Here is a 23,914-nt window from a genome sequence, read left to right as displayed (position 1 = left end):
CACGGCGGCCGGGCCGTGGACGGCGCCCTCCCGGGCCCCTGGAGCCCCGGCAAGCGTGTTCCGCGCCCGGACGGCCGACCGCGCGTGCGCGTCCGGCACCGCCGCGGCGCCCGTGAACGCGGCGGCGGGCCCCGGAACGCGCCCCGGCCGGATCTATCGGGACTCGACCCTTCCCAGCGGGTCGGGGCCGCCCGTCAGCGCGTCGCACGCCGCGGGCCAGGCGGGGTCCCCGGGGTGGAACCGGTCGCGGAGGTAGGCCCAGGTGAGGCGCTGGACCGCGGACACCCGCCCGGGGCTCTCGTCCGTGGTCTCGGCGACGTCGTACCCGGAGATCCCGCCGAGCCCGTGCTCCGCGCCGAACAGCGTGAGCAGGGTCTTGGGGCCGGGGGCGAGGAGGTAGGGGTCGACGTGCCACTGCGGGCCGCGGACGGTCAGGTGGGCGGAGTCGTCCGCGTCCCCGGCGACCACGAGCGCGGGCGTGGTCATCGTGGAGAAGTCCGTGGTCGAGAGGAAGGGGTAGTCCCGGGTCGTGGACTCGGTGAGGGAGTCACCGCCCGCGCCGGGCGCGGCGAGCAGCACGCCCGCCGTGATCCGGGGCTCGGACAGGTCCACCACCTTCCCGTCGCGCGGGTCGGTGAGCCGGGCGCCGAGCAGCAGGCTCGCGGTGTGCCCGCCCATCGAGTGCCCGGCCACGGCGACCCTGCTCCGGTCCAGGCGTCCGGAGAGCCCGGGCACGGCGGCCTCGATCTCGTCGAGCCGGTCCAGGACGCGCGTCATGTCCTCGGCCCGAGACCGCCAGTACAGCGGCGCCCCGGGGGTGTCTGGGTCCAGGTCCAGCGTCCTCGAACTCAGGTGGGTCGGCTGGATCACGGCGAACCCGTGGGTCGCCCAGAAGTCGGCCAGGGGCGCGTAGCCGTTCAGCGAGGACAGGTGGTGGGAGGGGCCGTGGCCGTGCGAGAGGAGGACGATCGGCAGTTCGCCCCCGGTCCTGGGCACGGAGACCCGCACCTCCAGGTCCACGGCGCGGTCGGGTGCGGGCAGCACGACCGGGCTGACCGAGAGGACTGCGGCGGCGGGGCCGACGGAGTCGGGCGTGCGCGTCGGTGCGCTCATGGTGCGTTTTCCCTTCGGTGGCCTGCGCCGGGGTCCCCTCGGACCGGCGGCGAGCAGGGCGGACGGAAGTGCCCCGTCGCAGCTAGACTGCAAGCGGAGCGCTGTTCCTTTTAATATACGGAGCGGTGTTCCGTTTTGCAACGGCCACCGGAAGGAGAACGTGTATGCCCAGCACAGGGGGGTCGGAGGAGGTACCGGCCCGCGGCAGGCGGGCCGACGCGGTGCGCAACCAGCAGAAGCTGCTCACCGCCGCCGCCGCGGTGTTCGTCACCTCCGGAGTCGACGCGCCGATCCGGGAGATCGCGGCCCGGGCGGGCGTCGGGATGGGGACGATCTACCGCCACTTCCCCACCCGGGCGGACCTGGTCGTCGCCGTCTACCGCCACCAGGTCGAGGCCTGCGCCGAGGCCGGTCCGCGGCTGCTGGCAGAGGCCGGGTCCCCGTTCGCCGCGCTCCGCGCGTGGGTGGACCTCTTCGTCGACTTCCTGGTCACCAAGCACGGGCTGGCCGCTGCGATGCGGTCGGACAGCGGCGGCTTCGAGGCCCTGCACGCCTACTTCCTCGACCGCCTGGTGCCCGTCTGCACGACCCTGCTCGACGCCGCGGTCGAGGCCGGGGAGATCGAACCCGGCACGCGGGCATACGAGCTGATGCGCGGCATCGGCAACCTCTGCGTCGGCGGCGACGACCCCCGCTACGACCCGCGCCGGCTGGTCGAACCGCTCCTGCTGGGGCTGCGGCCGCCGCGGCCCTCCTGAGGTCGGCGCCCGGGCACGTGCCCGGGCGCGCCCGTGGGCCCCGCCGCCGTACGCGGCGCCTCCCCGGGCGGCGCTCCCCCGTGTCCCGAAGGGGCCGCGGGCGGGGTTCCCCCGGCGTTGTCCACAGGTTCGAAGTACCGCTGTCGCCCGGATACGGAGCGTGGCAGGATGCTTCGTATGTCGGACCTCGCCGAACCCCTCAGCCCCTACGAGCCCGAACCGACCTCCCCCGCTCCCCGCTCCTCCGAGCCCTCCCCCGACGACGCCTCTCCGCCGCCCCTCCCTACCGGCCCGGGCTCCCCCGCGTGCGAGCGGGTCGAGCTGCGCGTACACGGCGTCAGCGGCGGCCAGGCCGAGGAACTGCTGGACGTCGAACCCGCCATGCGCGTGGGCGGCGACCGCCTGGCGGGGTTCTTCCGCTGGCGCCGCGAGTCCGACACCGAGACCCTGCCGAACGTGCGCCGGGAGATCTTCGCCTGGGGCAACCTCACCTCCGGACGCTCCTCCCGGGCGTTCTGGCTGCTGCTGCTGCCGTTCATGCTCGTCAACGTGGCTTACTGGATGCGGCCCGGGCGGATGGACCGCGCCCCCACGGGGGCGCGGCTGCTGGCCAACAACGCCTACGGCGGGAGCGTGCGGCTGCTGGCGCTGTCCCTGACGGTGCTCATCACCCTGGCGGCGGCGGGGATCGGCATGGACCTGGTGGCCTGGCAGTGCGCCTCCGGCCAGGGCGAGGAGTGCGTGCGGGCACGCCCCTGGCTGGCCTTCCTGGGCTCGCCCTCCTCGGTGCTGTCCGCGCCGGGCCCGGCCCTGCTGGTGGGCACGGTGCTGCCGGTGGCGCTGATCGTGGTGCTGTGGCTGCTGTCGCGGCGCACGGCCGCCGACTACGAGGTCGTGGAGAGCCCGATACCGCCCCGCCCCAGCGAGGCCGCCCCGCTGAGCCAGGAGGGCTTCTGGCGCAACAGCGAGACCATGGCCCGGCTGCGCTCGGCGCACATCTCGGCGGCCCTGGGCACGGTGACCGCCCTGCTGGTCGTACCGGCGCTGCGGCACGACCTGGACCCGGCGACGGCGGGGCCGCCGGACGGAGCGGGGCCGTGGATCGTCGGCGCCCTCCTGGCGGCCCTGCTGGCGGCGGTGGTCACCCTGAGCACCCTGAGCGTGCTGGTCCCGGGCACCGACCCGCGCTGGAACGCCCGCGCCGACCGGATCTGCCGCCTGCTGCGCGACGCCACCCTACTCCTGGGGCTCGCGGTGGCCGCGTACGCGCTCTGGCCCCGCCCGGAGTGGACTGCGTCGGGGCGGCTGCCCGGCAACGGGGCGATCCTCAACACGCTGTTCGCGGTCCAGGCGGCCCTGGCGCTGGTGATGCTGGCGGCGGCGCTTTTCCTGTTCACCTCCGACCGCTCCCACGGCGGCGCGGCTATGCGCGGCCTCGCGGGCCCGGCCACGGCGGCCCTGGGCGCCCTGCTCGGCGGCGGCTTCTCGGCCGCGCTCGTCTACCAGGGGTCGCTGGCGCTGAGCGGGTGCGGCACCCTGGCCACCCCCGAGGTGGACTGTCTGCCGCTGTCGGTACCGGCCGCCTACTCCTGGCTCCAGCTGGCGTTCGCGCTGGAGGCGGCCATCGCGCTGGCCGTGGTGGGGGTGCTCGCGCTGCGGCTGCGCCGCGACACACGGTCGCACCTGGCCGGGGTCACCGAGGACTACGCGCGCAGCGTGCGCGACCGCCGCACCTGGGACATCGCCCACGCGCGGGCGGCGGGCCGGATGACGGAGGTGCTGCCGTGGGTGCTGGCGGCCTTCCTGCTCCCGGTGGTGGCGCTGGGCGTGCTCGTGCTGTCCTCCACGCTCTCGGGGCACCTGGCGGCGGGTCCGGCCTCGGTGACGACGGCCGTGTCGGACGCGGCCGCGGTGCCCGGCGAGGTGCGGGGGTTCGCCCAGGGGACGGTGTCGGGGCTGATCGGCGTCGGCTCCCTGCTGGGCGGCGCCGCCCTGGTGGCCCTGGCGTGGATCGGGCGCAGCGCCTACCGCGACCGGCCCACGCGGCAGGCGGTCGGCTCGGTGTGGGACGTGGGCACGTTCTGGCCCCGGGCGGCCCATCCTCTGGCGCCGCCCTCCTACGCCGAACGGGCCGTGCCCCAGCTGTGCGCCAGGGTGGCCCTGCTGTGCCGGGAGGGCACGGACGTGGTGCTCTCGGGGCACTCGCAGGGCTCGGTGCTGGCGGCGGCCACGGTCTGGCAGCTGCCCACCGACTGCCTGGGCCGGATCGCGCTCATCACGCACGGCTCACCGCTGGACCGCCTGTACGCCCGATACTTCCCGGCCTACTTCGGGCCGGGGCCGTTCGCGGACCTGCGGGAGCGGGTGACGGACTGGCGCAACCTGTGGCGGGTCACCGACGGGATCGCCGGGCCGGTGCGCACGCTCGACTCCTCCGGCGGGTTCGGGACCGTACGCGTTGTGGAGCGGGCCGAGCCCCTGCCGGACCCGCGTTCCTACGACGCGCTGCCCGGCGAGGCCAGGCGCCCGGAGATCCTGGGCCACTCCTACTACACGGGCGATCCCGCCTACTCCGCGGAGCTGAGGCGCGTGCTGGACGCCATGGAGGCGCAGGCCCGGCGTGAGGCCTCAGCCGGAAGCACGGGGCGCGAGGCACCGGCCGGGAGCGCGGAATGAGACCGGGAAGGCCTACCAGGGACCGTAGGGGCCGTTGTTGCTGTTGCCGCCCACGCCCTTGACGGCCGGACGCACGTCCAGCAGGAAGACGAGGGTGGCGACCAGGCCGAGGATGACGAACATGCCGCGGCCGGAGAACACGGCCAGCAGCGAGAGTGCCGTGGCGACACCGGTGAGGATGACCCACAGCTTCTTGGTCTGCTTGTCCATCAGTTCGAAGGCCGCGGCCGGCGTGCGGATCGCCTCGATCAGCGCGTACAGACTCGCCACGAAGGTGACCAGGTAGATGGCCTGCCAGATCAGTCCGAACAAAACGCACACTCCCGACGACGTTCCGAGCGGGGAGTCCGCCCGCTCTCCACCGTAAACGGATGGGACGCGTTGATCGTGCCCGCGGAGGCGGGTGTCACACACGCGCGGGGACCGCGGTCGGCGGCGGCAGCGGGCCGCGCGCGGGCGCGACCGGCGGCCGGGGCGGTCACAGCGGGATGTGCCAGAGGCAGGTGACCGCGGCCAGCAGGAAGGCGGAACCGCCCATGATGAAGGCGCCCGCGTGGTAGGGCAGCTCGTTGTCGGGGTGCAGGAGGCGGTTGACCCGCCGCATCACCCCGGGCTCGGCGTCGGGCACGGCCGCCATCGCCCCGGCGGGCACCGGGGCCGGTCCGGCGGCGCCGAAGCGCAGCAGCGCCATGGCCAGCTCGCGCGAGGAGCTCTTGCGCCGGGCCTGGTCGTCGGCGCACATCTCGATGAGCAGCGCCACGCTCTCGTAGTAGGTGCGGACCAGGCGGAACCGCGGGAAGGCGCGCTTGAGAGAGGAGAAGGGCAGCAGCACGAGGTCGTGGCGCTGGCGCAGGTGGGCGTGCTCGTGGGCCAGGACGGCCGCCAGCTCGCGGTTGTCCAGGACCGCCAGGGCCCCGGCGCTGATGACCACCTGCGAGCGCAGCACGCCCGGAAGGCAGTACGCGGCGGCGGCCGGGTGGTCGAGCACGCGGGCGCCGGGCACGTCGGGGTGCTCGCTGGCGATGAGTTCGAGGAGGTCGTGGTGGCGTCGGCGGACGCGGACCACGTGCAGGAAGGAGGAGACCAGGCCGTAGAAGAGCACCAGGGTCAGCACGACTGCAAGGACCACGGCCACGATGTGGCTGATGCCCTCAAGACCCTGGGAGAGTTCGGCGAGCAGCAGCTCGCCGGTCACGATGTCCGTGGCCAGGGCCATGGAGCCCCCGGCCGCGCCGAGCCGGTAGGAGGAGAGCCCGAAGGCCAGGAGCGCGCCGATGGTGGACACGCCCCAGGCGAGCCCGAGTGCCTGCCAGGTGATCACGGCCGTGTAGGGCCCCCGCGAGGGCCACTTGGCCCGGTGGAGGCCTTCCATCGCGATGAGACAGCAGACCGCGACGATAGTGAGGAGGGCGGCACTGACCATACGGACTAGTTCCTTGGCTGCTCGGTTTCCGCGAGTGCGCGCCGAAGCGCTTCAGCCTGCTCGCCGTCCATGGACTGGACGAAGGCGGCCAGGGCGGCGTCGCGGTCCCCGGTCTGTCCGAGAGCGTCGAACATCAACTCGGAGACGTATGCCTCACGGCTGGCTGCCGGGCGGTAACGCCACGCACGACCCTCACGTGCCCGGGTGACGACCTTCTTCTTGGCGAGCCGGTCGAGCACGGTCATGACGGTCGTGTGCGCCAGGTCTCGCTCGGCCAGGGCCTTGCCGACCTCACGAACCGTCATTGGTTCGTTCCGTGACCACAGTACATCCATCACCGCGCGCTCAAGTTCGCCAAGCCGATTCATACCTGTGATTCTACTTGGGGTCGTACTACTGCTTGTCGTACCCCCAGGTTAAATCCTCATCGCCTACGGGACAAGGGATACCGGTCCCGGAACGGGGTGGGATCGGCCTCCCCCGGGCCCGCTCTCAGGACCCCCCGGCAACGGCCTCGGAGGGCGGTCACCGAGACCGGCGCGGCCTCGGCCACGCACCCGCGCGGCCGGATCCCGGCGGACCGGCGGCCGATCCGGCGGGACGCGCGTGCGTGGCTCGCCGCCAACCACGGGGCGCGGACGCCCGTCCCACAACGCGACCCCCGTCACAACGGCGCGCGGACACCGCCGCCCGCCCACGGCACTGGAAGGGAAGGACATGACCTCTCCGAACCACTCCCGGATCCACGTCCTCCGGGGCGATGTCACCGAGCAGAGCGTGGACGCCGTCGTCAACGCCGCCAACAGCTCGCTCCTGGGCGGCGGCGGAGTGGACGGCGCCATCCACCGCAAGGGAGGCGAGTCCATCCTGGAGGAGTGCCGCCAGCTGCGCGCGGGCCGCTACGGGGGCGGCCTGCCCGTCGGCGACGCGGTGGCCACCACGGCCGGACGGCTGCCCGCTCGGTGGGTGGTGCACACCGTGGGCCCGGTCTACAGCCCCACCGAGGACCGCAGCGCCCTCCTGGCCTCCTGCTACGGCGAGTCCCTGCGGGTCGCGCACGAGCTGGGCGCGGAGTCCATCGCCTTCCCCGCGATCTCCGCCGGCACCTACCGGTGGCCGATCGAGGACGCGGCTCGCATCGCCGCCTGGGCCCTGCACTCGGCGCACCTGCGCGTGCCGGAGATCCGCCTGGTGCTGTTCAACGACGTCGCGCACCAGGCCTTCCTCCGGGCCTTCGACCCCAGCTGACGCGCGACCGCGCGGGCTGCGGCGCGTCGGCGGGAGGGCCCACCGCACGCGGGCGGCGGCACGCCGCTGGGCGGTCCCGCGAACACGCGCCCCCGACCCGCGGCCGGACCCGGCCGGGTCCGGCCGCGGGTCGGCCTCAGTGGCCGGGGTCGGCGATCGGCGCCGGGTAGTCCGGGGGCGGGTGCTCCTCCCGCCAGGGCGTGTGCGCGCGCCTGCCCGGCAGCTCGGCCAGTTCGGGCAGGTAGCGGCGGACGTACACGCCTTCGGGGTCGAATCTGCGCGCCTGGCGCAGCGGGTTGAACGCCCTGTTGGGCCGGGTGTCGTTGCCCGTGCCCGCGACCCACTGCCAGTTGCCGTAGTTGTTGGCCACGTCCCCGTCCACGAGGTGGGCGTGGAAGTGGTCGGCGCCCTCTCGCCAGTGCACGCGCAGGGCCCGGGTGAGGAACGCCGCGGTGATCATGCGCGCCCGGTTGTGCATGAACCCCTCGCGCAGCAGCTGGCGCATTCCTGCGTCCACGACCGGAACGCCGGTCCGCCCCCGCTTCCAGGCCTCGAGGCCGTCGGGGTCCTCGCGCCATCTCTTGTCCCGGGGCCGGTAGTCGCGGACGTTCACCGCTGGGAAGGCCGCGGTGACCTGGTGGTGGAAGTCGCGCCAGGCGAGCTGGCGGACGAACGCCTCTCCCCCGGCCAGGGGTGAGGCGGCCAGGGCGGCCTCCAGCGGTGACAGGCAGCCCAGGCGCAGGTCGGCGGACAGGTGCGAGGTGGCCGCGCCCGGCAGGTCGTCGTGCCGGTCGGGGTAGGCCTCCAACCCGGACGACAGCCAGGCGTCCAGGCGCTCGCGGGCCGCGCGCTCCCCTCCCCTCGGCAGGTCCTCGGCGAGCGCGCCCAGACCGTCCGACCCGCGTCCGGGCAGCTCGCCGGACCGGATGCCGTCGGGCAGGACCACGCGGTCCGGCGGCGCGACCGTGTCGCGCCACGCGGCGGCCTCCCATGCCTTCCAGTAGGGCGTGAACACCTTGTAGTGGTCGCCGCCCGCCGGGGTCACCTCCCCCGGCGGGACCACTGTGAGCCCCGGGAAGGCGCGCACGGTCAGGCCGGCCGCGCGCAGGCGTCGCGCGCGCCGCGCGGCCAGGGAGCTGACGCCGTCGGTGACGTGGACGGTGTCGGCCCCGCTGACCCGGGCCAGGGCGGCGACCTCCCGGACGGTGTCGCCCCGCAGGAGGACCAGGTCGGCGCCGCGCTCGCGCAGCGCGGCCCGCAGGTCGGCGAGGGCGTCGGCGAGCAGGGCGGCGCGGTTGCGGGCGGACCGGCCGACCACTGCGGGATCCAGCACGAAGACCGGCAGGGTCGGGCCTGGGCGCTCGACCGCGGCGGCCAGGGCGGGGTGGTCGTGGACGCGGAGGTCCTGTGTGAACAGGACGATGGTGGCGGGCGCCAAGCGGCACTCCTTCACTGGACGTGTTCGCGTGGACACTCTAGATCCTTCGGGGAAAAGACGGTGCTCAGAGCGCTTACAGGGTAGGAAGGTCGCATGACCACACGGCTTCCTCCCCTGCCCGACACGCCGGTCCGCCCCAGGGTCGGGGTGTCCAGCTGCCTGCTCGGCGCTCCGGTCCGCTACAACGGCGGGCATTCCCGTTCGCGTTTCCTCACCGACGAGCTCGACCGGCACGTGGACTGGCTGCCGGTCTGCCCGGAGGCGGAGATCGGCCTGGGCGTCCCGCGCCCCACCCTGCGCCTGCAGCGCCGGGAGGGGCTGGACCGGGTGGTCTCCAGCGCGGACGGCGCCGACCGCACCGACGAGCTGGCCGAGGTCGCCGACCACCACCTGGCCCAGCTGCGCAACCTGGACGGGTACGTGCTCAAGAACAAGTCGCCCAGTTGCGGCCTGTTCGCTCTGCCCGTGTTCGACCAGGGCGGCGGCCGGGTGGACGGCAAGGGCCGCGGCGCCTTCGCCCAGCGGCTCACCGAGCTGTTGCCCTCCCTTCCGGTGGAGGAGCAGGGCCGCCTGATGGACCCCGTACTGCGCGAGCTGTTCGCCCAGCGCGTCTTCGCGCACGCGCGGCTGCGCCACCTGTGGGAGTCGGACTGGCGTCCGCGCGATCTGGTGGCGTTCCACAGCCGCCAGAAGCTCCAGCTGATGTCGCACTCCCCGGAGGGCTACCGGGAGACGGGCAGGATCGTGGCCCGTGCCGGCGCCGACGACTCCGAGGAGGTCCGGGCGGCCTACACCGACGCCTTCCACCGGGCGATGGCCGTGCGGCCGAGCCGGGGCAAGCACGTCAACGCCCTCCAGCACGCCTTCGGGATGCTGAGCGCGCTGCTGGACGACACCCGCAGGCACGACCTGCTGGGGGCGATCGAGGACTACCGGCGGGAGCAGGTGCCGCTGAGCGTCCCGGTGGCGCTGCTGCGCCACCACTGCGCGGCGGAGGACGTCGAGTGGGCCCGCGACCAGACCTACCTGCGCCCGTACCCGGACGACCTCCGGTTGCGGCACGCCGTCACGGTCTGATCACGGGGAGAGGGGCGATTTCCCCCCGAGTTGCGACCGAAGACACATGAGAAGTTACACTCAGTGATATTCCTCCGGTCCCCCGACAGGGTGCCGCTGACCCGACCCTGAGGCTTCGGTGTGTTCGCGTCCTTCTTCCGGCGGGTCTTCGTGCTCGTCTCCTCCTGCGTGGTCGCCACGGCAGCGGCCACGCTGGCCACGGTCCCGCCCGAGGAGCTGACGGAGCGGCTCGAACCCGACCCCGGCCCCGAGCCCCGGCTGGCCCACAGCCGGACGCTGCTCTCCCCGATCCAGGCGCCCTCCGCTCCCCTGCCGCGCCCCGGGCAGGTCTCGGCCTGCGCCGCGCCCGGCAGGGACGAGGTGGTCACCCTGCCCGACACCGGCGCCCCCGAGGGCGGCCGCCCCCTGTGGATCCGGCGCCCCTCGGGCCCCGACAGTGCGGACCTGCCCGTGCTCTACCTGCTGCACGGATCGGCCTCCACCCACGAGACGCTCATGGACGAGGATGTCGGCGCGCTCCTGGACCGGCAGATGTGCCGCTCGGGGATCGAGTTCGTCATCGCCGCCCCCTACGGCCAGGAGAGCGGGGGCGCCACCACCGAGTGGGGCGACGCGGCCGACGGGGGGTTCGCGCTGGAGGGCTTCGTCACCGGCGCGGCCGTGGAGGCCGTCGAGGGCGAGCACACGCGCCCCCGCGCGCTGCGCGCCGTCGGCGGGTTCTCCATGGGCGGGTACGGGGCGGCGGCACTGGCGCTGCGCAACCCCGACCTCTACACCCAGGTGGTGTCCTGGGCCGGCTACTTCCGGGTGGACGACCCCTACGGCGTCTTCGGCGGCGACACCGAGCCGCACTCCCCCGACCGGCTGCTCGGTTCGCAGGGGGTGCGCGACCTCAGGTTCATGCTGGTGGAGGGCACCGAGGACCACACGCCGCTCCAGCGGGGCAGTATCCACGGGGAGGCCGAGCGCTTCGCCGACCTGCTCACCGACCGCGGTATGACGGTCGCCACGCTCCACCCGCACGGGGGCCACGACTTCACGACCTGGAAGAGCTCCTTCGCCGACGCCGTCGACTTCCTGGTCTCGGGCTGGAGCTCCGCGCCTTAGGTCACGCGGTGTGCACACCCGACCCCTCGGACGGACCGGCCGGGAACAGTGTGTACCTTCGTCGCTGTTGACGACAGCGGCTGCGCACACGACCTGAAGGGACCTCCGGTGTCTGGAATCGTTCCCGCGGGAGAGCAGACGGCGGTCCCGTCCCGGGTCGCGACCGTCAGTCTGCACACCTCCCCGCTCGATCAGCCCGGCACCGGAGACGCCGGAGGCATGAACGTGTACGTGGTCGAGGTGGCCCGGCGCATGGCCGAACGCGGCGTGGCCGTGGACGTTTTCACCCGCGCGGCCCGGGCCGACCTCCCGCCGGTGGTGGAACTCGCCCCGGGCGTGAACGTGCGGCACGTGCCCGCCGGGCCCTACGGCCGACTGGACAAGAACACCCTCGCCGAGCACCTGTGTCCGTTCATCTTCGGGATGCTGCGGGCCGAGGCGCAGAACGAGCCCGACCACTACGACCTCGTGCACGGGCACTACTGGCTGTCCGGCCAGGCCGGTGTGGTGGCCGCCCGCCGCTGGGGCGTGCCCCTGGTGCAGTCCATGCACACCATGGCCAGGGTGAAGAACGCCTCCCTGGCCGACGGCGACTCGCCAGAGCCCGAGGCCCGGCTGCGCGGGGAGGACCAGCTGGTCCGCCAGGCCGACCGGCTCATCGCCAACACCGACGACGAGGCCCGCCAGCTCCGGGAGCACTACGGCGCCCGCGACGGCCAGATCAGCGTCATCCCCCCGGGTGTGGACCTGGAGGTGTTCAGCCCCGGTTCGCGCCGGGACGCGCTGGCGCGGATCGGGCTGCCCGCGGGCACCGAACTCCTGCTGTTCGTGGGGCGCGTGCAGCGGTTGAAGGCCCCCGACGTGCTCATCCGGGCCGCCGCCGCGCTGTTGGAGCGCGACCCCTCACTGCGTTCGCGCCTGGTGGTGGGCGTGGTCGGCGGCCTTTCGGGCGGCGGGATGCGCGAGCCCGGGCTGCTCACCGACCTGGCCCGCTCCCTGGGCGTGGCGGACGTGGTGCGGATCGAGCCGCCGCAGACCCGCGAGCGGCTGGCCGACTACTACCGCGCGGCCGCGGTGACCGTGGTGCCGTCCTACTCGGAGTCGTTCGGCCTGGTGGCGGTGGAGTCGCAGGCGTGCGGCACCCCGGTCCTGGCCGCACGGGTGGGCGGCCTGACCACGGCCGTGGCCGACGGGGTGTCCGGTGTCCTGGTGCGGGGGCACAACCCGGACGACTACGCGGCCGAGCTGCACCGGATGATCGCCGAACCGGCGTGGCGTGCCAAGCTGGCGACGGCGGCACCCGCGCACGCGGCCACTCTGGGCTGGTCGCGGACCGTCGACGAACTGCTGGACGTGTACCGGGCGAGCACCGCCCCCCGGGCGCTGCCCCTGGCGGCGTGCCGGTGACCGAGGAGGAGGGGAAGTACCAGGTGGACAGGGACGCTGCCCGCGACGCCGCGGCCAAGGCGATCTCCTCGGCCGTGGCGGAGGCCGAACTGGAGGTGGAGCGCCCCCGTGAGGGGTCGTTCCTGGTCACCCTGCCGGGGAAGGCCAAGCTCAAGACCCTGGTGTGGCTGGAGGTGGGGCCGCACAGCCTCACCCTGACGTCGTTCTTCTGCCGTCAGCCCGACGAGAACCACGCCGACTTCTACCTGTGGCTGATGCGCCGCAGCGCCGACATGTACGGGATGGCCTTCGTCGCGGACGAGGTCGGCGACGTCTACATCCGCGGCCGCCTGCCGCTGGAGGGCGTCACCTCCGACGAGGTCGACCGGCTGCTGGGGTGCGTGCTCACCTACTCGGACGAGAACTTCAACGGCGCGCTGGAGCGCGGGTTCGCGTCGGCCATCCGCAAGGAGTGGCGCTGGCGCGCCGAGCGCGGCCACGACATGCGCAATCTGAGGGCGTTCGCGCACCTGGTCGAGGCCCGGGACGAGGGGTAGGGCGCCGAGACCGCGTCCGCTTCCCCGCTACCGGGCGGGCGGACGCCAGAGCGCGGTACCCGGGTGGCTAGGCTTGTCCCCATGGGAACTCTGGTACTGCTGCGACACGGTGAGAGCGTCTGGAACGCGAAGGGTCTGTTCACCGGCTGGGTGGACGTGGACCTGTCCGCGACTGGCGAGGAGGAGGCCCGCAGGGGCGGCGAGCTGCTCAAGGACGCCGGCGTACGGCCGGACGTGGTCTACACCTCCCTGCTCAAGCGCGCGATCCGCACCGCGAACCTCGCCCTGGACGCCGCCGACCTGCACTGGCTGCCGGTCGAGCGCACCTGGCGCCTCAACGAGCGCCACTACGGCGCCCTGCAGGGCAAGGACAAGGCGCAGACGCGCGAGGAGTACGGCGAAGAGCAGTTCATGATCTGGCGCCGCTCCTACGACACCCCGCCGCCGCCCATCGCGGACGACGACACCTACTCGCAGGCCGGTGACGCCCGCTACGGCGAGCTGCCGCCGGAGCTGCTGCCGCGCACCGAGTGCCTCAAGGACGTGCTGGAGCGCGCCCTGCCGTACTGGTACGACTCGATCGTGCCGGACCTGGCCGCGGGCAAGACCGTGCTGGTCGTCGCGCACGGCAACTCGCTGCGCGCGCTGGTCAAGCACCTGGACGGCGTCAGCGACGCCGACATCGCCGGGCTGAACATCCCGACGGGCATCCCGCTGCGCTACGACCTGGACGACCAGTTCAAGCCGACCAACCCCGGGGGCACCTACCTCGACCCGGAGGCGGCCAAGTCCGCCATCGAGGCCGTCGCCAACCAGGGCAAGAAGTAACGCCCGCCCGATCCGTCGCCGTGCCCGTGCCGCCTTCGGCGGTGCGGGCACTGTGCTGTGGGGGGCAGAGCGGGTCGTGGGCGAGGGCCGGGCGGGGTGCCGCCGGAAGCCGGGCGGGTCGTGGGCGGTGTGAGGGCATGGCGGTGCGGGCGGAGGCGCGGCCTCCCCCTTTACAACGCTAAGTCCGCTGGGAGGGGCCGCGCCAGAGCCGTTCGCGGCCTGTGGACAACGCCCGCCTCAGTAGACGAGGGCCTGCGCGCCGTCCTGGACGGCCTCCTCGACGAAGGACGGCGCACCGGCGATGCGCACGCCCCGGATCAGGTCGTCCCCGGTCAGGTCGCGTCGGGCGGCGCACTGGGTGCACACCGTCACCCGGCCCGCGGCGAGCACCGCGTCGAGCAGGTCCTTGAGGGGGGCGGCGTGCGGGAGGGAGAACCGCTCGGCACGGCCGGGAACCGCGAACCACGCCGACTCACCGGTCAGCCAGAGGGAGACCCCGACGCCGCTGGCCAGGGCGGCGGCGGCCACCGTGAACGCCTGGTTGCACCGCTCGGGGTCGTCCTCACCGGCGGTGACCTTGATCACCAAGGAACGAGACATGCCCGCCAGCCTACTCAGAGCGCGGCGGCGGTCAGCACGGCGCCCGCGATCGAGCAGACCGCGAAGGCGATGGTGAGCGCCAGGGCCTCGGTGCGGCGCGGGGAGACCCGCACCGGCTGGTCGTCCACACCGTGCTCGATGCCGAGCGTCCCGTCCTCGGGAGCGGCCAGGACCACGCGGCCCTCGCGCACCTGGACCAGGCCCGTGACGCGGATGCGGGCGCCCGGCCGGATCACCCACTCGCGGTACTCGAACTCGATGGTCTCGCCCCGGAAGACGCCCGAGATGCGGCCGCGCACACGGGGCAGCAGGTCGTCGGCGGGCGAGGCCACACCCGGCTGCGGGCGCCCCACCACGCGCTTGAGGCACAGCTCCGCGCCGCGCGGCTCGGTGTCGCCCGGGTCGACGAAGATCCGGTCGCCGTCGCCGGGGCGGCCCTCGGCGACGATGCCGAACAGGTCCTCGGAACCGTAGTCGGCGATGGAGTCGCAGGCCCGTTCGCGGACCGCGCCCTCGGAAGGGTCGCGGTTGAGCGGCCAGTAGTGGCGCAGCACCTCGTGGCCGTGCCAGACGCATTCGGCGCCGGCCAGGCCGGAGGAGATGGGGCCGCCGGGACCGGGAGCGGCGACACCGGTGAGCGTGACGCGCTGCCCCTCCCTGGCCGCCAGCACACCCGGGCGCAGCTGGGCCAGCCCCCGCTGACGCAGCCAGCGCCGCAGGGCGATCACGGTCAGGGGGAGGAGGACCACCGCGGCCACGAGCAGCGCCGAACCGATCACCAGTAACACAGGCCGCCCCTTTGGAGAACACGTCGGAGGTCTTGGACGCGGTCGGCAGAACACGCCCCGTGGCCGCACCGCGCTGCTGACAATCTTTACCAGTTCTCCGGGAAAGCGGGGCCAATTGGGCATGTCCAGACCGGGGCCGGGGAGTGGCGCGGGCCACGGTGCGCCGTCGGCGGTCACCGCCGCTTCCAGCCGCCGCTACGCTCTGGTGATATGGACGCTGAGGTACACCCCGATCTGGCGAAACTGTCCTTCCTGCTCGGCCGTTGGGAGGGCGTGGGCGTCGCCGGCTACGCCGACGTGGAGGAGTTCCAGTTCGGCCAGGAGATCGAGTTCGCGCACAGCGCGGGCCTGCCCTACCTGACCTTCACGAGCAGGGCCTGGCGGATGAACCCGGAGGGCACCCGAGGTGAGCTGGTCACCGAGGAGTCGGGCTACTGGCGGGTGCGGCCCGAGACGGGCGCCGAGCCGGAGGAGGGTGAGCCCGTCGTGCACCTGGAGGTGCTGATCGCGCACCCCGAGGGCTTCAACGAGGTGTACCTGGGCAACGTGTTCGCGAACCGGGTGGAGATGTCCACCGACGCGGTGGTGCACACCGAGACCGGGATCGACGCGACCGCCTCGCACCGGCTGTACGGCCTGTTCGGGGACAACCGGGAGACGCTGGGGTACGCCTGGGACCTGGCCGCGCGCGGCCACGGCCTGCGCTCGTACATGTCGGCGCAGCTCAAGAGGGTCGGCTCGAAGTAGTCGGGGCCGAGTGGCCGGGTCCGGTCCGGGCATGGGCAGACCCCGGGCTGCTCCCGCCGCTGGGGCGGGGCCGGTCGGACGAGTTCCGGCGGCCCGGGGTCCGGGTGTCCGTCTGGGATTCGCTGCGAACGACGTCGCGCGAACGCGAGCGTCGTCCTAGCGGACGGCCACCTCGCCAGTCCTAAGATCAACCATCTCTTGGACCACCTCCTTTCTTGCGTGCCTCCGACACTACGTCCCGCCCCAAGGGCGGGGCAAATGTTTTTCCTGTGCGCGAAACCGCAGGTGGGGACGGCGTTTCCGCTCCCTTGGCGGGCCGACTAGTCTCGCTGGTATGACTTCGCCGCTGCTGAGCACACCGGGCGCCGTGAGCGCCGAGTCCCCCGACGCCGGAGTCGCCGCGCACTACGGCGACCCCGCGCACGAGGGGCGCGCCGTCGAACGTTCGAGCGCGTGGGTCGACCGGAGCAACCGGGGCGTGGTGCGGGTCACCGGTCCCGACCGCCTGGGCTGGCTCAACGACCTCACCAGCCAGCTGACCCGGGGCCTGGCCCCGGGCACAGCCACCGAGGCGCTGGTCCTGGACACCAAGGGGCACCTGCGGCACCACCTGTCGCTGGTGGACGACGGCGAGGCCACCTGGATCCACACCGAGCCGGAGGGCGGCGCGGAGCTGGCGGGGTTCCTCGACTCGATGCGGTTCATGCTGCGCGTCGAGGTGGAGGACCTGAGCGGTTCCCGCGCGGTGCTGAGCGTGCTCGGTCCGGACCGCGCCAAGGCCGTGGAGGCCGCTTCGCTCGGTGACGTGCCCGTGCGCGCGGCCGAGGGCGAGACCGACCTGTTCCTGCCCGCCGAACGGCTCGTGGAGGCCGCCGAGGCGCTCACGGCGGCCGGGGCGCGCCCGGCGGGCATGTGGGCCTACGAGGCGAACCGGATCGCGGAGCACCGGGTGCGCGCGGGGCTGGACACCGACGACCGCACCATCCCGCACGAGGTGGACTGGGTGGGCCGCGCGGTACACCTGGAGAAGGGCTGCTACCCGGGCCAGGAGACGGTGGCGCGGGTGCACAACCTGGGCCGTCCGCCGCGCCGCCTGGTCATGCTGCACCTGGACGGCACCGCCGAGCGCCTGCCGCAGGCGGGGGCCCCCATCGAGCTGGACGGGCGCCCCGTGGGCCGGGTGGGCACGTCGGCGCGCCACCACGAGCTGGGTCCGATCGCCCTGGGCGTGGTCAAGCGCGCGGCCCCCACCGACGCCGACCTGGTGGTGGACGGCATCGCCGCCGGCCAGGAGGTCGTGGTGGACCCGGACACGGGCGCCAACGCCAAGATCGAGCTGCGCCGCCGTCCGCGTTAATCCGGTTCGAGGAGGCTACGTCCGCCGATGTGGACCTCGGCGAACTCGGTCCCGGTCGGCGCCAGGAACAGGATGTGGGTGGTGACGCTCTCCCCGGGGTTGATCTCGTCCCAGAAGTAGTCCCACGCCACGACGATCTCGGCGTCTACGTCGTTGGCGTACTCCAGGCCCTCGGTGGTCACGCCGATGGTCCCGTAGGTGTCGAAGACCGCGGGCGAGGAGCCCTGGTTGGTGACTTCGAGCCGGTAGACGTGGTACTCGGAGTCCGGGGGCGCGACTGCGGACGACCCCATCCCGTCGGTGACGCTGGTGTCGGTGTAGGCCGTCTCCACCTCCACCAGGAAGGTGTCGAAGACGGCGGAGGCCCCGTTGTAGGACTCCGGCGGCACCGGCTGCGGATCGGGCTCCGCCCCGCCCCCGGGCGGCTCCTGCTGCTCGGGGCTCGGCTCCGGCGCGGTGGGATCCGGCGGGGCCGGTTCGGGCACGGTGGGATCCGCTGGACCGGGGTCCGGCGCGGAGGGGCCCGGTGTGGCGGGCTCCTGTGCGGTGCCGGGCTCCGGTTCCGACCGTTCCAGGACCAGCCGGGCCTCGGGGAGCGGGGCGCGCTCCAGCGAGACCACGGTGGCCACGCACCCGGCTCCGGCCAGGAGGACGGCGACGGGTGCGGCCAAGGCCCGTACGACGGCGCCGGGCCCTCTGGACGGTGGCGGGTGACGGCCTCTGTTGCCCATGCTGGTGTGACGCACGGCACCCGCGGTTCATTCCGCCCCGAGACGCCTTCGCCCTGGTCATGCTGGATCTGATTGACGGCCGGTCCCTGTCATCGGCCGATCCAGTTCCGACCCCCCGTACCGCTTGTGGTGAGTCCCGTACTCTCTGGAATGGAACACCTGATACTGGAGGTGATCGAAAGGTGACGCCTCAGATCAGTCGGCAGCTCCACTCCGGTGTGATGCCGTTCGATGCCCTGCCGTGGTGAGAGGACATACGGGAATGAAAGGGCGGAGCTGGCGGGAGATCCAGGCAGAGGCTGAAAAGCTCAACCCCTGGCTTACCTCCGCGGAGGCACAGGAGATCGCCGATGCGGAAACCGCCCGGATCGAAGCCGAGCGTCAGGGTTACGCGCTCTCCTCCCCGCGCAAGGAGAGCGGGAGGACCCGGAAGGAGGTCGCCCAGGTCATGGGGGTGAGCCAGGCGCGGATCTCCCAGATCGAACACGGGCGGATCGACAGCCTGGAACTCCTGCGGTCCTACATCAGCGCCATCGGCGGCGAACTGCACCTGAGGGTCGACCAGGGTCCGCTGAGCGTCACGCTCGACATCCCCGGAAGCGACGCCGCTGCCGCGACTGCAACCGGGGAGGGGGCCGACGCCTCCGCGGATGAGCGCGACGCCGTGTGAGAACGACGGGCCCGGCCGCACCGGCCGGGCCCGTCGGACGGGTCGGGGCCGGTCAGACGGTGAGGACGATCTTTCCCCGGGTGCGTCCGGCCTGGCTCAGGCGCCAGGCCTCGGCCGCCTCGGCCAGCGGGAACTCGCGGTCCACGTGCACGCTCAGCTTGCCGTCGTCGGCCAGGCGCGCCAGCTCGGCGAGGTCCTCGGAGTCGGGTCGCACCCACAGCCAGTGTCCGCCCAGCTCCTGGACGTCCGGGTCCGCGATGGACACGATCCGCGTGGGGCCGCCCGTCAGCTGCACCGGCTCCTCGGCCACTCCCCCGCCGACGAAGTCGAGCACCGCGTCGACGCCGTTCGGGGCCAGCGCCCGGACGCGGTCGACCAGGCCGTCCCCGTAGACCACGGGCTCGGCGCCCAGGGAGCGCAGGAAGTCGTGGTTGCGCTCGCTGGCGGTACCGATGACGCGTGCGCCGCGGGCGACGGCGATCTGGACGCCGAACGCTCCGACGCCGCCCGCCGCGGCGTGTATGAGCACCGTGTCACCGGAGCCGATCCCCGCCCTTTCGACGGACTGCAGGGCGGTGAGGCCCGCCAGCGGGACACCGGCGCTCTCCTGCCAGCTCAGCGACCGCGGCTTGGGCGCGAGCATGCGCACGCTGGCCGACACCAGCTCGGCGTAGGTGCCGTTCTTGGCCCAGTCCTTGCGGGCGTAGCCGTAGACCTCGTCACCGACCTGGTACTCGTGGGCGTCGGGTCCGACCGCCTCGACGACACCGGCGACGTCCCAGCCGGGGATGAGCGGGAAGTCCGTCTCGAAGAGGGCGTCCAGGCCGCCCGCCGCGAGCTTCCAGTCCACGGGGTTGACCCCTGCGGCCCGTACCCGGATGAGGACCTCGCTCGGGGCGACCTTCGGGTCGGGAAGGTCCACCAGGGCGAGGTCGTCGGCCGATCCGTACTGCTGTAGTGCGATTGCCTTCATGCACACAACAGCGGTCGCGTCCCGGAGTTCATTCCGTGCGTGGGAACGCTCAGGGCCCGACGGGACGCAAGACGCACCCGTCGGGCCCCGGGGGCGCGGTCTCAGCGCATCGCGGCGGCGAGGCGCTCGTCGTGCAGGCGCTCCCCCCAGGAGGGGGCGAGCGGGGCCACCTGGCCCACGCGCCAGCGCAGCAGGAGGTCGGCCAGCTGCGGGTTGCGCGGCAAGGCTGGGCCGTGCAGGTAGGTGCCCAGCACCTGGCCCTGGTAGGCGCCCTCGGTGCGGTCGTCGTTGCCGATGCCGCGCACCGTGGTGGACAGCGGCCGGGCCGAGGGGCCGATGGCCGTGCGGCCCTGGTGGTTCTCGAAGCCGGTGATCCGGCCCACGCCCAGGGCCGGGTCCACGTCCGCGACGATCTCGCCGACGGCGCGGGTCTGGCCGCGGCCGCTGCGGATGTCGAGGATGCCCACGCCGGGGAGCGGGTTGGCCTCGTCGTCGCCGTAGGTCTCACCGATGATCTGGTACCCGGCGCACACCGCGAAGACGCAGGCGCCGCGGGCGGCGGCGCGGGCCAGGCCGCCGTCGGCGCGCAGGCGCTCGGCGGCCAGGATCTGGGGCCGGTCCTCGCCGCCGCCGAGCAGGTAGATGTCGCCCTGCTCGGGTACGGAGTCGCTGGAGTGGACGTGCACGATCTCGGTGGGGATGCCGCGCAGTTCGGCGCGGCGCTTGAGGATCAGGACGTTGCCCTGGTCCCCGTAGGTGCTCAGCAGGTCGGGGTAGATCCACACGATCCGCAGGGCGCTGGTGTTCGTCATGGGTTTCTCCCTACTGGACGCGGCCGTACGCCGTGCGGATCTGCTGGAAGGCGGTGTAGTTGGCGATGAGGTCGACCTTGGTGATGTCCGGCTGGTCGGCCTTGATGCGGCCCAGGACCTCGTCGACCCGGTCGGCCACCTCGAACCGCACGCCGTCGGTCTCCAGGCGCAGCGCGAGGTCGGTGCGGCGCTCGCCCATGACGAACACGCGGCGCCCGCGCAGGACGGTGTAGTCCACGTCCCACAGCCAGGAGGTGTCCTTGCCGTCGGGGACCTGCGCGTTGACCGAGAGGATCACCGGGGTGTGGGGCGGGTCGAGGACCGCGAAGGACTCCAGCCACCCGGCGGGGTTCTTGGAGAGCAGCAGCCGCACCTCGACGCCCATGGTCACCACGGAGGTGTAGCGGCCCGCGACGGAGGTGATCTCGCGCAGCCGCTCCACGGTGCGCTCGGGGTGGATGCCGTACCCGGCGGCGGTGGCCGCGGCGATCGCGGCGTTGGAGCGGTTGGCGTCACCGGGCAGGTTCAGCCGAAGCCTGATGCTCTGGCCCTCCGGGGTGAGGAGGGAATCGGTGGCGTTGTCCACCGCCCAGGTGGTCGCGGGGCGGGCCAGTCCGCACTCGGGGCAGGCCCAGTGCGGGTCCACGTCGCGTTTGAGGTGGCCGCCGCACTCGGGGCAGCACCAGGAGTCCTCCTTCCAGCGCTGTCCCGCGGACACCCAGGTGGCGTTGGGCGCGCCCAGACCCGCCCAGGCCACGAGCGGGTCGTCGGCGTTGGCGATGACGTGGGCGTTGCTCTTGCCCAGCGCGATGCGCCACTTCTTGGCGAGCAGGTTGATCTCGGAGGCGCGGTCCATCTGGTCGCGGCTGAGGTTCATCAGCACCACGAACGCGGGCTGCGTGGCGAGCAGCACCTGCGGGAGGTACTTCTCGTCCACCTCCAGCACGCCGTTGACGGCGGACTGGTTGTTCGACAGCGCCGTGATGTGCCCGGTGGGCATGTTCGCGCCGTGCTCGTTGGTGGCCACGTCGCCGAACTCGCGCAGGGCGTGCGAGATGAGCCTGGTGGTGGTGGTCTTGCCGTTGGTGGCGCTGACCAGGGCGAGCCTGCGGCCCCGGGCGAGCTTGGCGAGCAGGTCGGGTTCGACCTTGAGCGCCACCCGGCCGCCGATGACGGAGCCGTCTCCGCGTCCGGTGGCACGGGACAGGCTGGCCGCGCTCCTTCCCAGAACCGATGCCAGTTGGGCGCGCAGGGGAAGCTCGCTCATCTACTCTCCAGTAAGTGCTGGACCGCCCGCGCCGTTCGCTCCTGGGAGGCGGCGGGCGGTGTGTCGGGCCAAGCCTAGTGTCCACCCGGGGTCAGACCCGCCAGTCCAACCTCTCGGGCGGCGGCCCGAGGTTGGGCGGCACCCCGTCGTCCACGGTCCCCGTCGCTGCGGGGGAGCCGTCCGAGGCGGCGGTGCCGTCGGGTGTGTCGGTCGGGGCGTGGGGATCCGAGGTCGGGCCCCGGGGGCGGCCGCCTCCGGTACCGCGCCCCCTCGCGGCCACGGCGCCACCGCCTCCAACGCCCGGTGCGTCGCCGGTGTTCCGGGAGTCGTCCACCGTGGCGAGTGTGGCCGTGGACAGGGTGAGGATACCCGGGTTGGTGTCGGCCAGCACGGGACCGTCGGCGGTCAGGACCACGGCGGCCGTGGCGGGGAGCCCGCGCAGTGAATCGGCGTCCAGGCCGCAGGGGCGTCCGGGGGCCGCACCGTCGTCCCCGGTGGCGGCGGTCCCGCCGGTTCCGGCCTCCTGGAGGGTGGCCCGCCCCCACGCGGTGGCGGATCTCACATGGCGGACGAGGTCCAGGGGGGCGATCGCCGCCGCGGCGTTGCGGATCACCGCGCCGGACTCGGTGTGCGGGGAGGGGAAGAACCGGTCGTCGGCCTCCACCTCGGCGTCGGGGTCCTCCGGCTCGCCCGTGGCCGCGCCTCCCACGGCCCCGCCCACCGCCTCGGTGAGGCGGTGCACCCGCAGCCCGCCGGGGTCGTGCCCGGCGACACCGGGCGCCGAGGCCGCGGCGCGTTCGACGGCCTCCGCCGAATCCCCGTTCTGACGCATCACCACCGGCAGGCAGGCGGGGTCGGTGAACCGGGCGAGCGCGGCGGGGGCGGCCGTGCGGAACATCAGGACGACCTCCACCCCGCTCTCGGCCGCCGCGGCGAGGACCTGGTCGACCTCCCCTTCGGGGAGGGCCTCGGCGCCGCAGACCACGACGGTGCGGGTGCGGTCCGGTCGCACGCGTGGGCGTCTGCCGTCGGCGTTCCTGGGTTCGGGCGCCTCCAGCAGCTCGCTGAGCGCGGACACGGCGTAGGTGCCGTAGACGCGCGCGGCGGTCTCACCGGAGGCCCGGTCGGTGGAGATGATCTTGACCTGTGCGTAGTCGTTGTCGTCCGCCCGGGTACCGACGGCCTCGAAGGGGCTCAGGCGGCGCTCCAGCTCCCAGGCCCGCTCCCCGATGTGCGGTCCGTCGGCGCAGCGCTCCCGTACCCGGGCCCGCTGCCCCGGTGTGAGCAGGGCGAGCGCGGGGTCGTCCTCGGCGGCGTCCTCCTCTGGGGTGAGCAGGGCGCGCAGGCCGCCGATGAGCTCGGCGATCCCCGCGTGCGGCCCCAGGACCTCCAGGAGACGGAGCAGCAGCGTCTCGTCGGCGTCGGCCTCCGCGGTGCCGCCGGAGGCCGACGCGACCGCGGAGAGGATGCGCGCGCGCTGTCCCGCGTCCAGATTGGTGCCCAGCGTCATCCGGGGCAGGTCGGCGGGGAGCACCCACCGGCGCGGGGCCACGGCGCAGCGGCGGGCCAGCCGGACGAGTTCGCGGGCCACGGAGTGCCCGGTGAGGTCGACCACGGTCAGGTCGCCGCCCTCGCGCAGGCGGGAGACCCCGACGGTGGCCAGCAGCGCCGACCATCCGGCGTCGTCCCCGCCCACCACGACCACGGCGCCCCTGTCGGCGGGGACGGTCACCCCGTACCAGAGCGGCTGCGCCTCGTAGGCCCGCGAGGCCGCCTGCCACTCGGTGTACCTGCGGGCGTGCTCGTGCTGTTGTTCGCGCAGGACCCGGTCGCGCTCGTCGCGTTCGGCGGCCAGGCGCTCCCTGGCCCTGCGCAGCCGGTCGGCGACGACCTGGCGGCTCTGCACGAGGGCGAAGGCGATGGGCGCGGCGATGGCGGCGCAGGCGAACACGCCGCCGAGGGCGAAGCTGCCGGGGAGGATGCGCAGGGTCCACAGCAGCGGCAGCAGCAGGGTGAGGAGGAGGAGTCCGGCCAGGGCGAAGTAGAGGGGCCGGTTGGTCTGGGCCTCGCTGTCGCGCTGGGCGGCGATCCACTCCTCGCTGACGGTTTCGGCGTCGGCCGGGGTCGGCCGCCGCGGGGCCGGTCCGGGAGGCGGCAGGAGCACGGCGTGCCGCCAGCCGACATAGGTACGTCCGGCCTCTCCTCGGGACGCTCCTCCCGAACGGGGGTTGGGCACCGTCCGAACACCTCCTGACCGGCCGTCGCGGGGGGCGGCCGGGGACTCGGTCACGCGGGGCTCCGGCCCGGGCCGGAGTGTGGGCGGAATGCCGTCACCCGCCCGCCGCGCTCGTCACGGCC

Annotated in this window: 23 protein-coding genes; 11 read left to right on the top strand and 12 right to left on the bottom strand. The window is 73.6% G+C overall.

All coding sequences use genetic code 11. From position 1 onward, the window contains the following. Positions 1-153: 153 nt before the first annotated feature. Positions 154-1,113, bottom strand: coding sequence for an alpha/beta hydrolase family protein (locus KGD83_RS03380; protein ID WP_212642472.1), 960 nt, complete (start codon positions 1,111-1,113; stop codon positions 154-156). A gap of 164 nt (positions 1,114-1,277) precedes the next feature. Between KGD83_RS03380 and KGD83_RS03375 the strand changes: the two genes are divergently transcribed. Both KGD83_RS03375 and KGD83_RS03370 read left to right on the top strand, forming a co-directional pair. Beyond that, on the top strand, positions 1,278-1,871 hold the full coding sequence (locus KGD83_RS03375; RefSeq protein ID WP_212642471.1) for a TetR/AcrR family transcriptional regulator: 594 nt from the start codon (positions 1,278-1,280) through the stop codon (positions 1,869-1,871). Between the two features lie 177 nt (positions 1,872-2,048). After that, positions 2,049-4,547, top strand: coding sequence for a hypothetical protein (locus KGD83_RS03370; RefSeq protein ID WP_212642470.1), 2,499 nt, complete (start codon positions 2,049-2,051; stop codon positions 4,545-4,547). 12 nt (positions 4,548-4,559) lie between these two features. Here the strand turns inward: KGD83_RS03370 and KGD83_RS03365 are convergent, their stop codons facing one another. The 3 genes from KGD83_RS03365 to KGD83_RS03355 all read right to left on the bottom strand — a co-directional run bounded on the left by KGD83_RS03365 (position 4,560) and on the right by KGD83_RS03355 (position 6,338). Beyond that, positions 4,560-4,859, bottom strand: coding sequence for a DUF2516 family protein (locus KGD83_RS03365; protein WP_212642469.1), 300 nt, complete (start codon positions 4,857-4,859; stop codon positions 4,560-4,562). A gap of 166 nt (positions 4,860-5,025) precedes the next feature. Further along, positions 5,026-5,970, bottom strand: coding sequence for a M56 family metallopeptidase (locus KGD83_RS03360; protein ID WP_212642468.1), 945 nt, complete (start codon positions 5,968-5,970; stop codon positions 5,026-5,028). 5 nt (positions 5,971-5,975) lie between these two features. Beyond that, complete coding sequence (locus tag KGD83_RS03355) at positions 5,976-6,338, bottom strand: BlaI/MecI/CopY family transcriptional regulator (RefSeq protein ID WP_013155328.1); 363 nt, start codon at positions 6,336-6,338, stop codon at positions 5,976-5,978. Positions 6,339-6,687: 349 nt separating this feature from the next. Here KGD83_RS03355 and KGD83_RS03350 point away from each other — a divergent pair, with 349 nt between their 5' ends. After that, positions 6,688-7,218 (top strand): O-acetyl-ADP-ribose deacetylase, encoded by a 531-nt coding sequence (locus KGD83_RS03350; protein ID WP_212642467.1) that lies wholly within the window; start codon positions 6,688-6,690, stop codon positions 7,216-7,218. 136 nt (positions 7,219-7,354) lie between these two features. Here the strand turns inward: KGD83_RS03350 and KGD83_RS03345 are convergent, their stop codons facing one another. Then, complete coding sequence (locus tag KGD83_RS03345; RefSeq protein ID WP_212642466.1) at positions 7,355-8,656, bottom strand: cryptochrome/photolyase family protein; 1,302 nt, start codon at positions 8,654-8,656, stop codon at positions 7,355-7,357. A 93-nt stretch (positions 8,657-8,749) separates the two neighbouring features. On the opposite strand from KGD83_RS03345, the gene KGD83_RS03340 reads away from it, so the two are divergent. The 5 genes from KGD83_RS03340 to KGD83_RS03320 all read left to right on the top strand — a co-directional run bounded on the left by KGD83_RS03340 (position 8,750) and on the right by KGD83_RS03320 (position 13,611). Next, the gene (locus tag KGD83_RS03340) at positions 8,750-9,733 is read left to right on the top strand and encodes a YbgA family protein (protein WP_212642465.1); all 984 of its coding nucleotides are present in this window, start codon (positions 8,750-8,752) and stop codon (positions 9,731-9,733) included. 120 nt (positions 9,734-9,853) lie between these two features. Continuing rightward, entirely contained in the window at positions 9,854-10,840 is a 987-nt protein-coding gene (locus tag KGD83_RS03335) for an alpha/beta hydrolase (RefSeq protein ID WP_212642464.1), read from the top strand. 108 nt (positions 10,841-10,948) lie between these two features. Next, complete coding sequence (mshA, locus tag KGD83_RS03330; protein ID WP_212642463.1) at positions 10,949-12,247, top strand: D-inositol-3-phosphate glycosyltransferase; 1,299 nt, start codon at positions 10,949-10,951, stop codon at positions 12,245-12,247. Next, complete coding sequence (locus KGD83_RS03325) at positions 12,238-12,783, top strand: type III secretion system chaperone family protein (protein ID WP_249352107.1); 546 nt, start codon at positions 12,238-12,240, stop codon at positions 12,781-12,783. The genes mshA and KGD83_RS03325 overlap by 10 nt, the downstream gene beginning before the upstream one ends. Before the next feature lie 81 nt (positions 12,784-12,864). Further along, the gene (locus KGD83_RS03320; protein ID WP_212642462.1) at positions 12,865-13,611 is read left to right on the top strand and encodes a phosphoglyceromutase; all 747 of its coding nucleotides are present in this window, start codon (positions 12,865-12,867) and stop codon (positions 13,609-13,611) included. 237 nt (positions 13,612-13,848) lie between these two features. Here KGD83_RS03320 and KGD83_RS03315 read toward each other — a convergent pair whose 3' ends face one another. Next, positions 13,849-14,211, bottom strand: coding sequence for a DsrE family protein (locus KGD83_RS03315; RefSeq protein WP_026338071.1), 363 nt, complete (start codon positions 14,209-14,211; stop codon positions 13,849-13,851). Positions 14,212-14,225: 14 nt separating this feature from the next. Beyond that, positions 14,226-14,999 carry a GIDE domain-containing protein gene (locus KGD83_RS03310; RefSeq protein WP_212642461.1) on the bottom strand — a complete coding sequence of 258 codons (774 nt, stop codon included), beginning with the start codon at positions 14,997-14,999 and terminating at the stop codon, positions 14,226-14,228. A 210-nt stretch (positions 15,000-15,209) separates the two neighbouring features. Here KGD83_RS03310 and KGD83_RS03305 point away from each other — a divergent pair, with 210 nt between their 5' ends. Both KGD83_RS03305 and ygfZ read left to right on the top strand, forming a co-directional pair. Then, entirely contained in the window at positions 15,210-15,746 is a 537-nt protein-coding gene (locus tag KGD83_RS03305) for a nitrobindin family protein (protein ID WP_212642460.1), read from the top strand. A gap of 334 nt (positions 15,747-16,080) precedes the next feature. Beyond that, entirely contained in the window at positions 16,081-17,103 is a 1,023-nt protein-coding gene (gene ygfZ, locus KGD83_RS03300; RefSeq protein ID WP_212642459.1) for a CAF17-like 4Fe-4S cluster assembly/insertion protein YgfZ, read from the top strand. Here ygfZ and KGD83_RS03295 read toward each other — a convergent pair. Continuing rightward, entirely contained in the window at positions 17,100-17,774 is a 675-nt protein-coding gene (locus tag KGD83_RS03295; RefSeq protein WP_212642458.1) for a DUF4352 domain-containing protein, read from the bottom strand. The two genes, ygfZ and KGD83_RS03295, sit on opposite strands and share 4 nt — an antisense overlap. A gap of 322 nt (positions 17,775-18,096) precedes the next feature. On the opposite strand from KGD83_RS03295, the gene KGD83_RS03290 reads away from it, so the two are divergent. Then, on the top strand, positions 18,097-18,504 hold the full coding sequence (locus KGD83_RS03290; RefSeq protein ID WP_212642457.1) for a helix-turn-helix domain-containing protein: 408 nt from the start codon (positions 18,097-18,099) through the stop codon (positions 18,502-18,504). 52 nt (positions 18,505-18,556) lie between these two features. On the opposite strand, the gene KGD83_RS03285 is transcribed toward KGD83_RS03290, so the two are convergent. The 4 genes from KGD83_RS03285 to KGD83_RS03270 form a co-directional block, all read right to left on the bottom strand. After that, positions 18,557-19,477 carry an NADP-dependent oxidoreductase gene (locus tag KGD83_RS03285; RefSeq protein WP_212642456.1) on the bottom strand — a complete coding sequence of 307 codons (921 nt, stop codon included), beginning with the start codon at positions 19,475-19,477 and terminating at the stop codon, positions 18,557-18,559. Positions 19,478-19,578: 101 nt separating this feature from the next. Continuing rightward, on the bottom strand, positions 19,579-20,289 hold the full coding sequence (locus tag KGD83_RS03280; protein WP_013155343.1) for a type 1 glutamine amidotransferase: 711 nt from the start codon (positions 20,287-20,289) through the stop codon (positions 19,579-19,581). 10 nt (positions 20,290-20,299) lie between these two features. Beyond that, the gene (locus tag KGD83_RS03275; RefSeq protein ID WP_212642455.1) at positions 20,300-21,556 is read right to left on the bottom strand and encodes a MurT ligase domain-containing protein; all 1,257 of its coding nucleotides are present in this window, start codon (positions 21,554-21,556) and stop codon (positions 20,300-20,302) included. A 91-nt stretch (positions 21,557-21,647) separates the two neighbouring features. Continuing rightward, on the bottom strand, positions 21,648-23,792 hold the full coding sequence (locus KGD83_RS03270; RefSeq protein WP_394358087.1) for a hypothetical protein: 2,145 nt from the start codon (positions 23,790-23,792) through the stop codon (positions 21,648-21,650). Positions 23,793-23,914 lie beyond the last annotated feature (122 nt).

The sequence above is a fragment of the Nocardiopsis akebiae genome, from assembly GCF_018316795.1.
GTDB lineage: Bacteria > Actinomycetota > Actinomycetes > Streptosporangiales > Streptosporangiaceae > Nocardiopsis > Nocardiopsis dassonvillei.
The sequence above is the reverse complement of the archived record's forward strand: the minus strand, read 5'-3'. Positions and strand labels throughout refer to the sequence as shown.

Bases quoted from the DNA above. Each gene is read 5' to 3' on its own strand.
- KGD83_RS03380 (WP_212642472.1), bottom strand. From the start codon at position 1,113: ATGAGCGCACCGACGCGCACGCCCGACTCCGTCGGCCCCGCCGCCGCA.
- KGD83_RS03375 (WP_212642471.1), top strand. From the start codon at position 1,278: ATGCCCAGCACAGGGGGGTCGGAGGAGGTACCGGCCCGCGGCAGGCGG.
- KGD83_RS03370 (WP_212642470.1), top strand. From the start codon at position 2,049: ATGTCGGACCTCGCCGAACCCCTCAGCCCCTACGAGCCCGAACCGACC.
- KGD83_RS03360 (WP_212642468.1), bottom strand. From the start codon at position 5,970: ATGGTCAGTGCCGCCCTCCTCACTATCGTCGCGGTCTGCTGTCTCATC.
- KGD83_RS03355 (WP_013155328.1), bottom strand. From the start codon at position 6,338: ATGAATCGGCTTGGCGAACTTGAGCGCGCGGTGATGGATGTACTGTGG.
- KGD83_RS03350 (WP_212642467.1), top strand. From the start codon at position 6,688: ATGACCTCTCCGAACCACTCCCGGATCCACGTCCTCCGGGGCGATGTC.
- KGD83_RS03340 (WP_212642465.1), top strand. From the start codon at position 8,750: ATGACCACACGGCTTCCTCCCCTGCCCGACACGCCGGTCCGCCCCAGG.
- KGD83_RS03320 (WP_212642462.1), top strand. From the start codon at position 12,865: ATGGGAACTCTGGTACTGCTGCGACACGGTGAGAGCGTCTGGAACGCG.
- KGD83_RS03315 (WP_026338071.1), bottom strand. From the start codon at position 14,211: ATGTCTCGTTCCTTGGTGATCAAGGTCACCGCCGGTGAGGACGACCCC.
- KGD83_RS03305 (WP_212642460.1), top strand. From the start codon at position 15,210: ATGGACGCTGAGGTACACCCCGATCTGGCGAAACTGTCCTTCCTGCTC.
- ygfZ (WP_212642459.1), top strand. From the start codon at position 16,081: ATGACTTCGCCGCTGCTGAGCACACCGGGCGCCGTGAGCGCCGAGTCC.
- KGD83_RS03290 (WP_212642457.1), top strand. From the start codon at position 18,097: ATGAAAGGGCGGAGCTGGCGGGAGATCCAGGCAGAGGCTGAAAAGCTC.
- KGD83_RS03285 (WP_212642456.1), bottom strand. From the start codon at position 19,477: ATGAAGGCAATCGCACTACAGCAGTACGGATCGGCCGACGACCTCGCC.
- KGD83_RS03280 (WP_013155343.1), bottom strand. From the start codon at position 20,289: ATGACGAACACCAGCGCCCTGCGGATCGTGTGGATCTACCCCGACCTG.
- KGD83_RS03275 (WP_212642455.1), bottom strand. From the start codon at position 21,556: ATGAGCGAGCTTCCCCTGCGCGCCCAACTGGCATCGGTTCTGGGAAGG.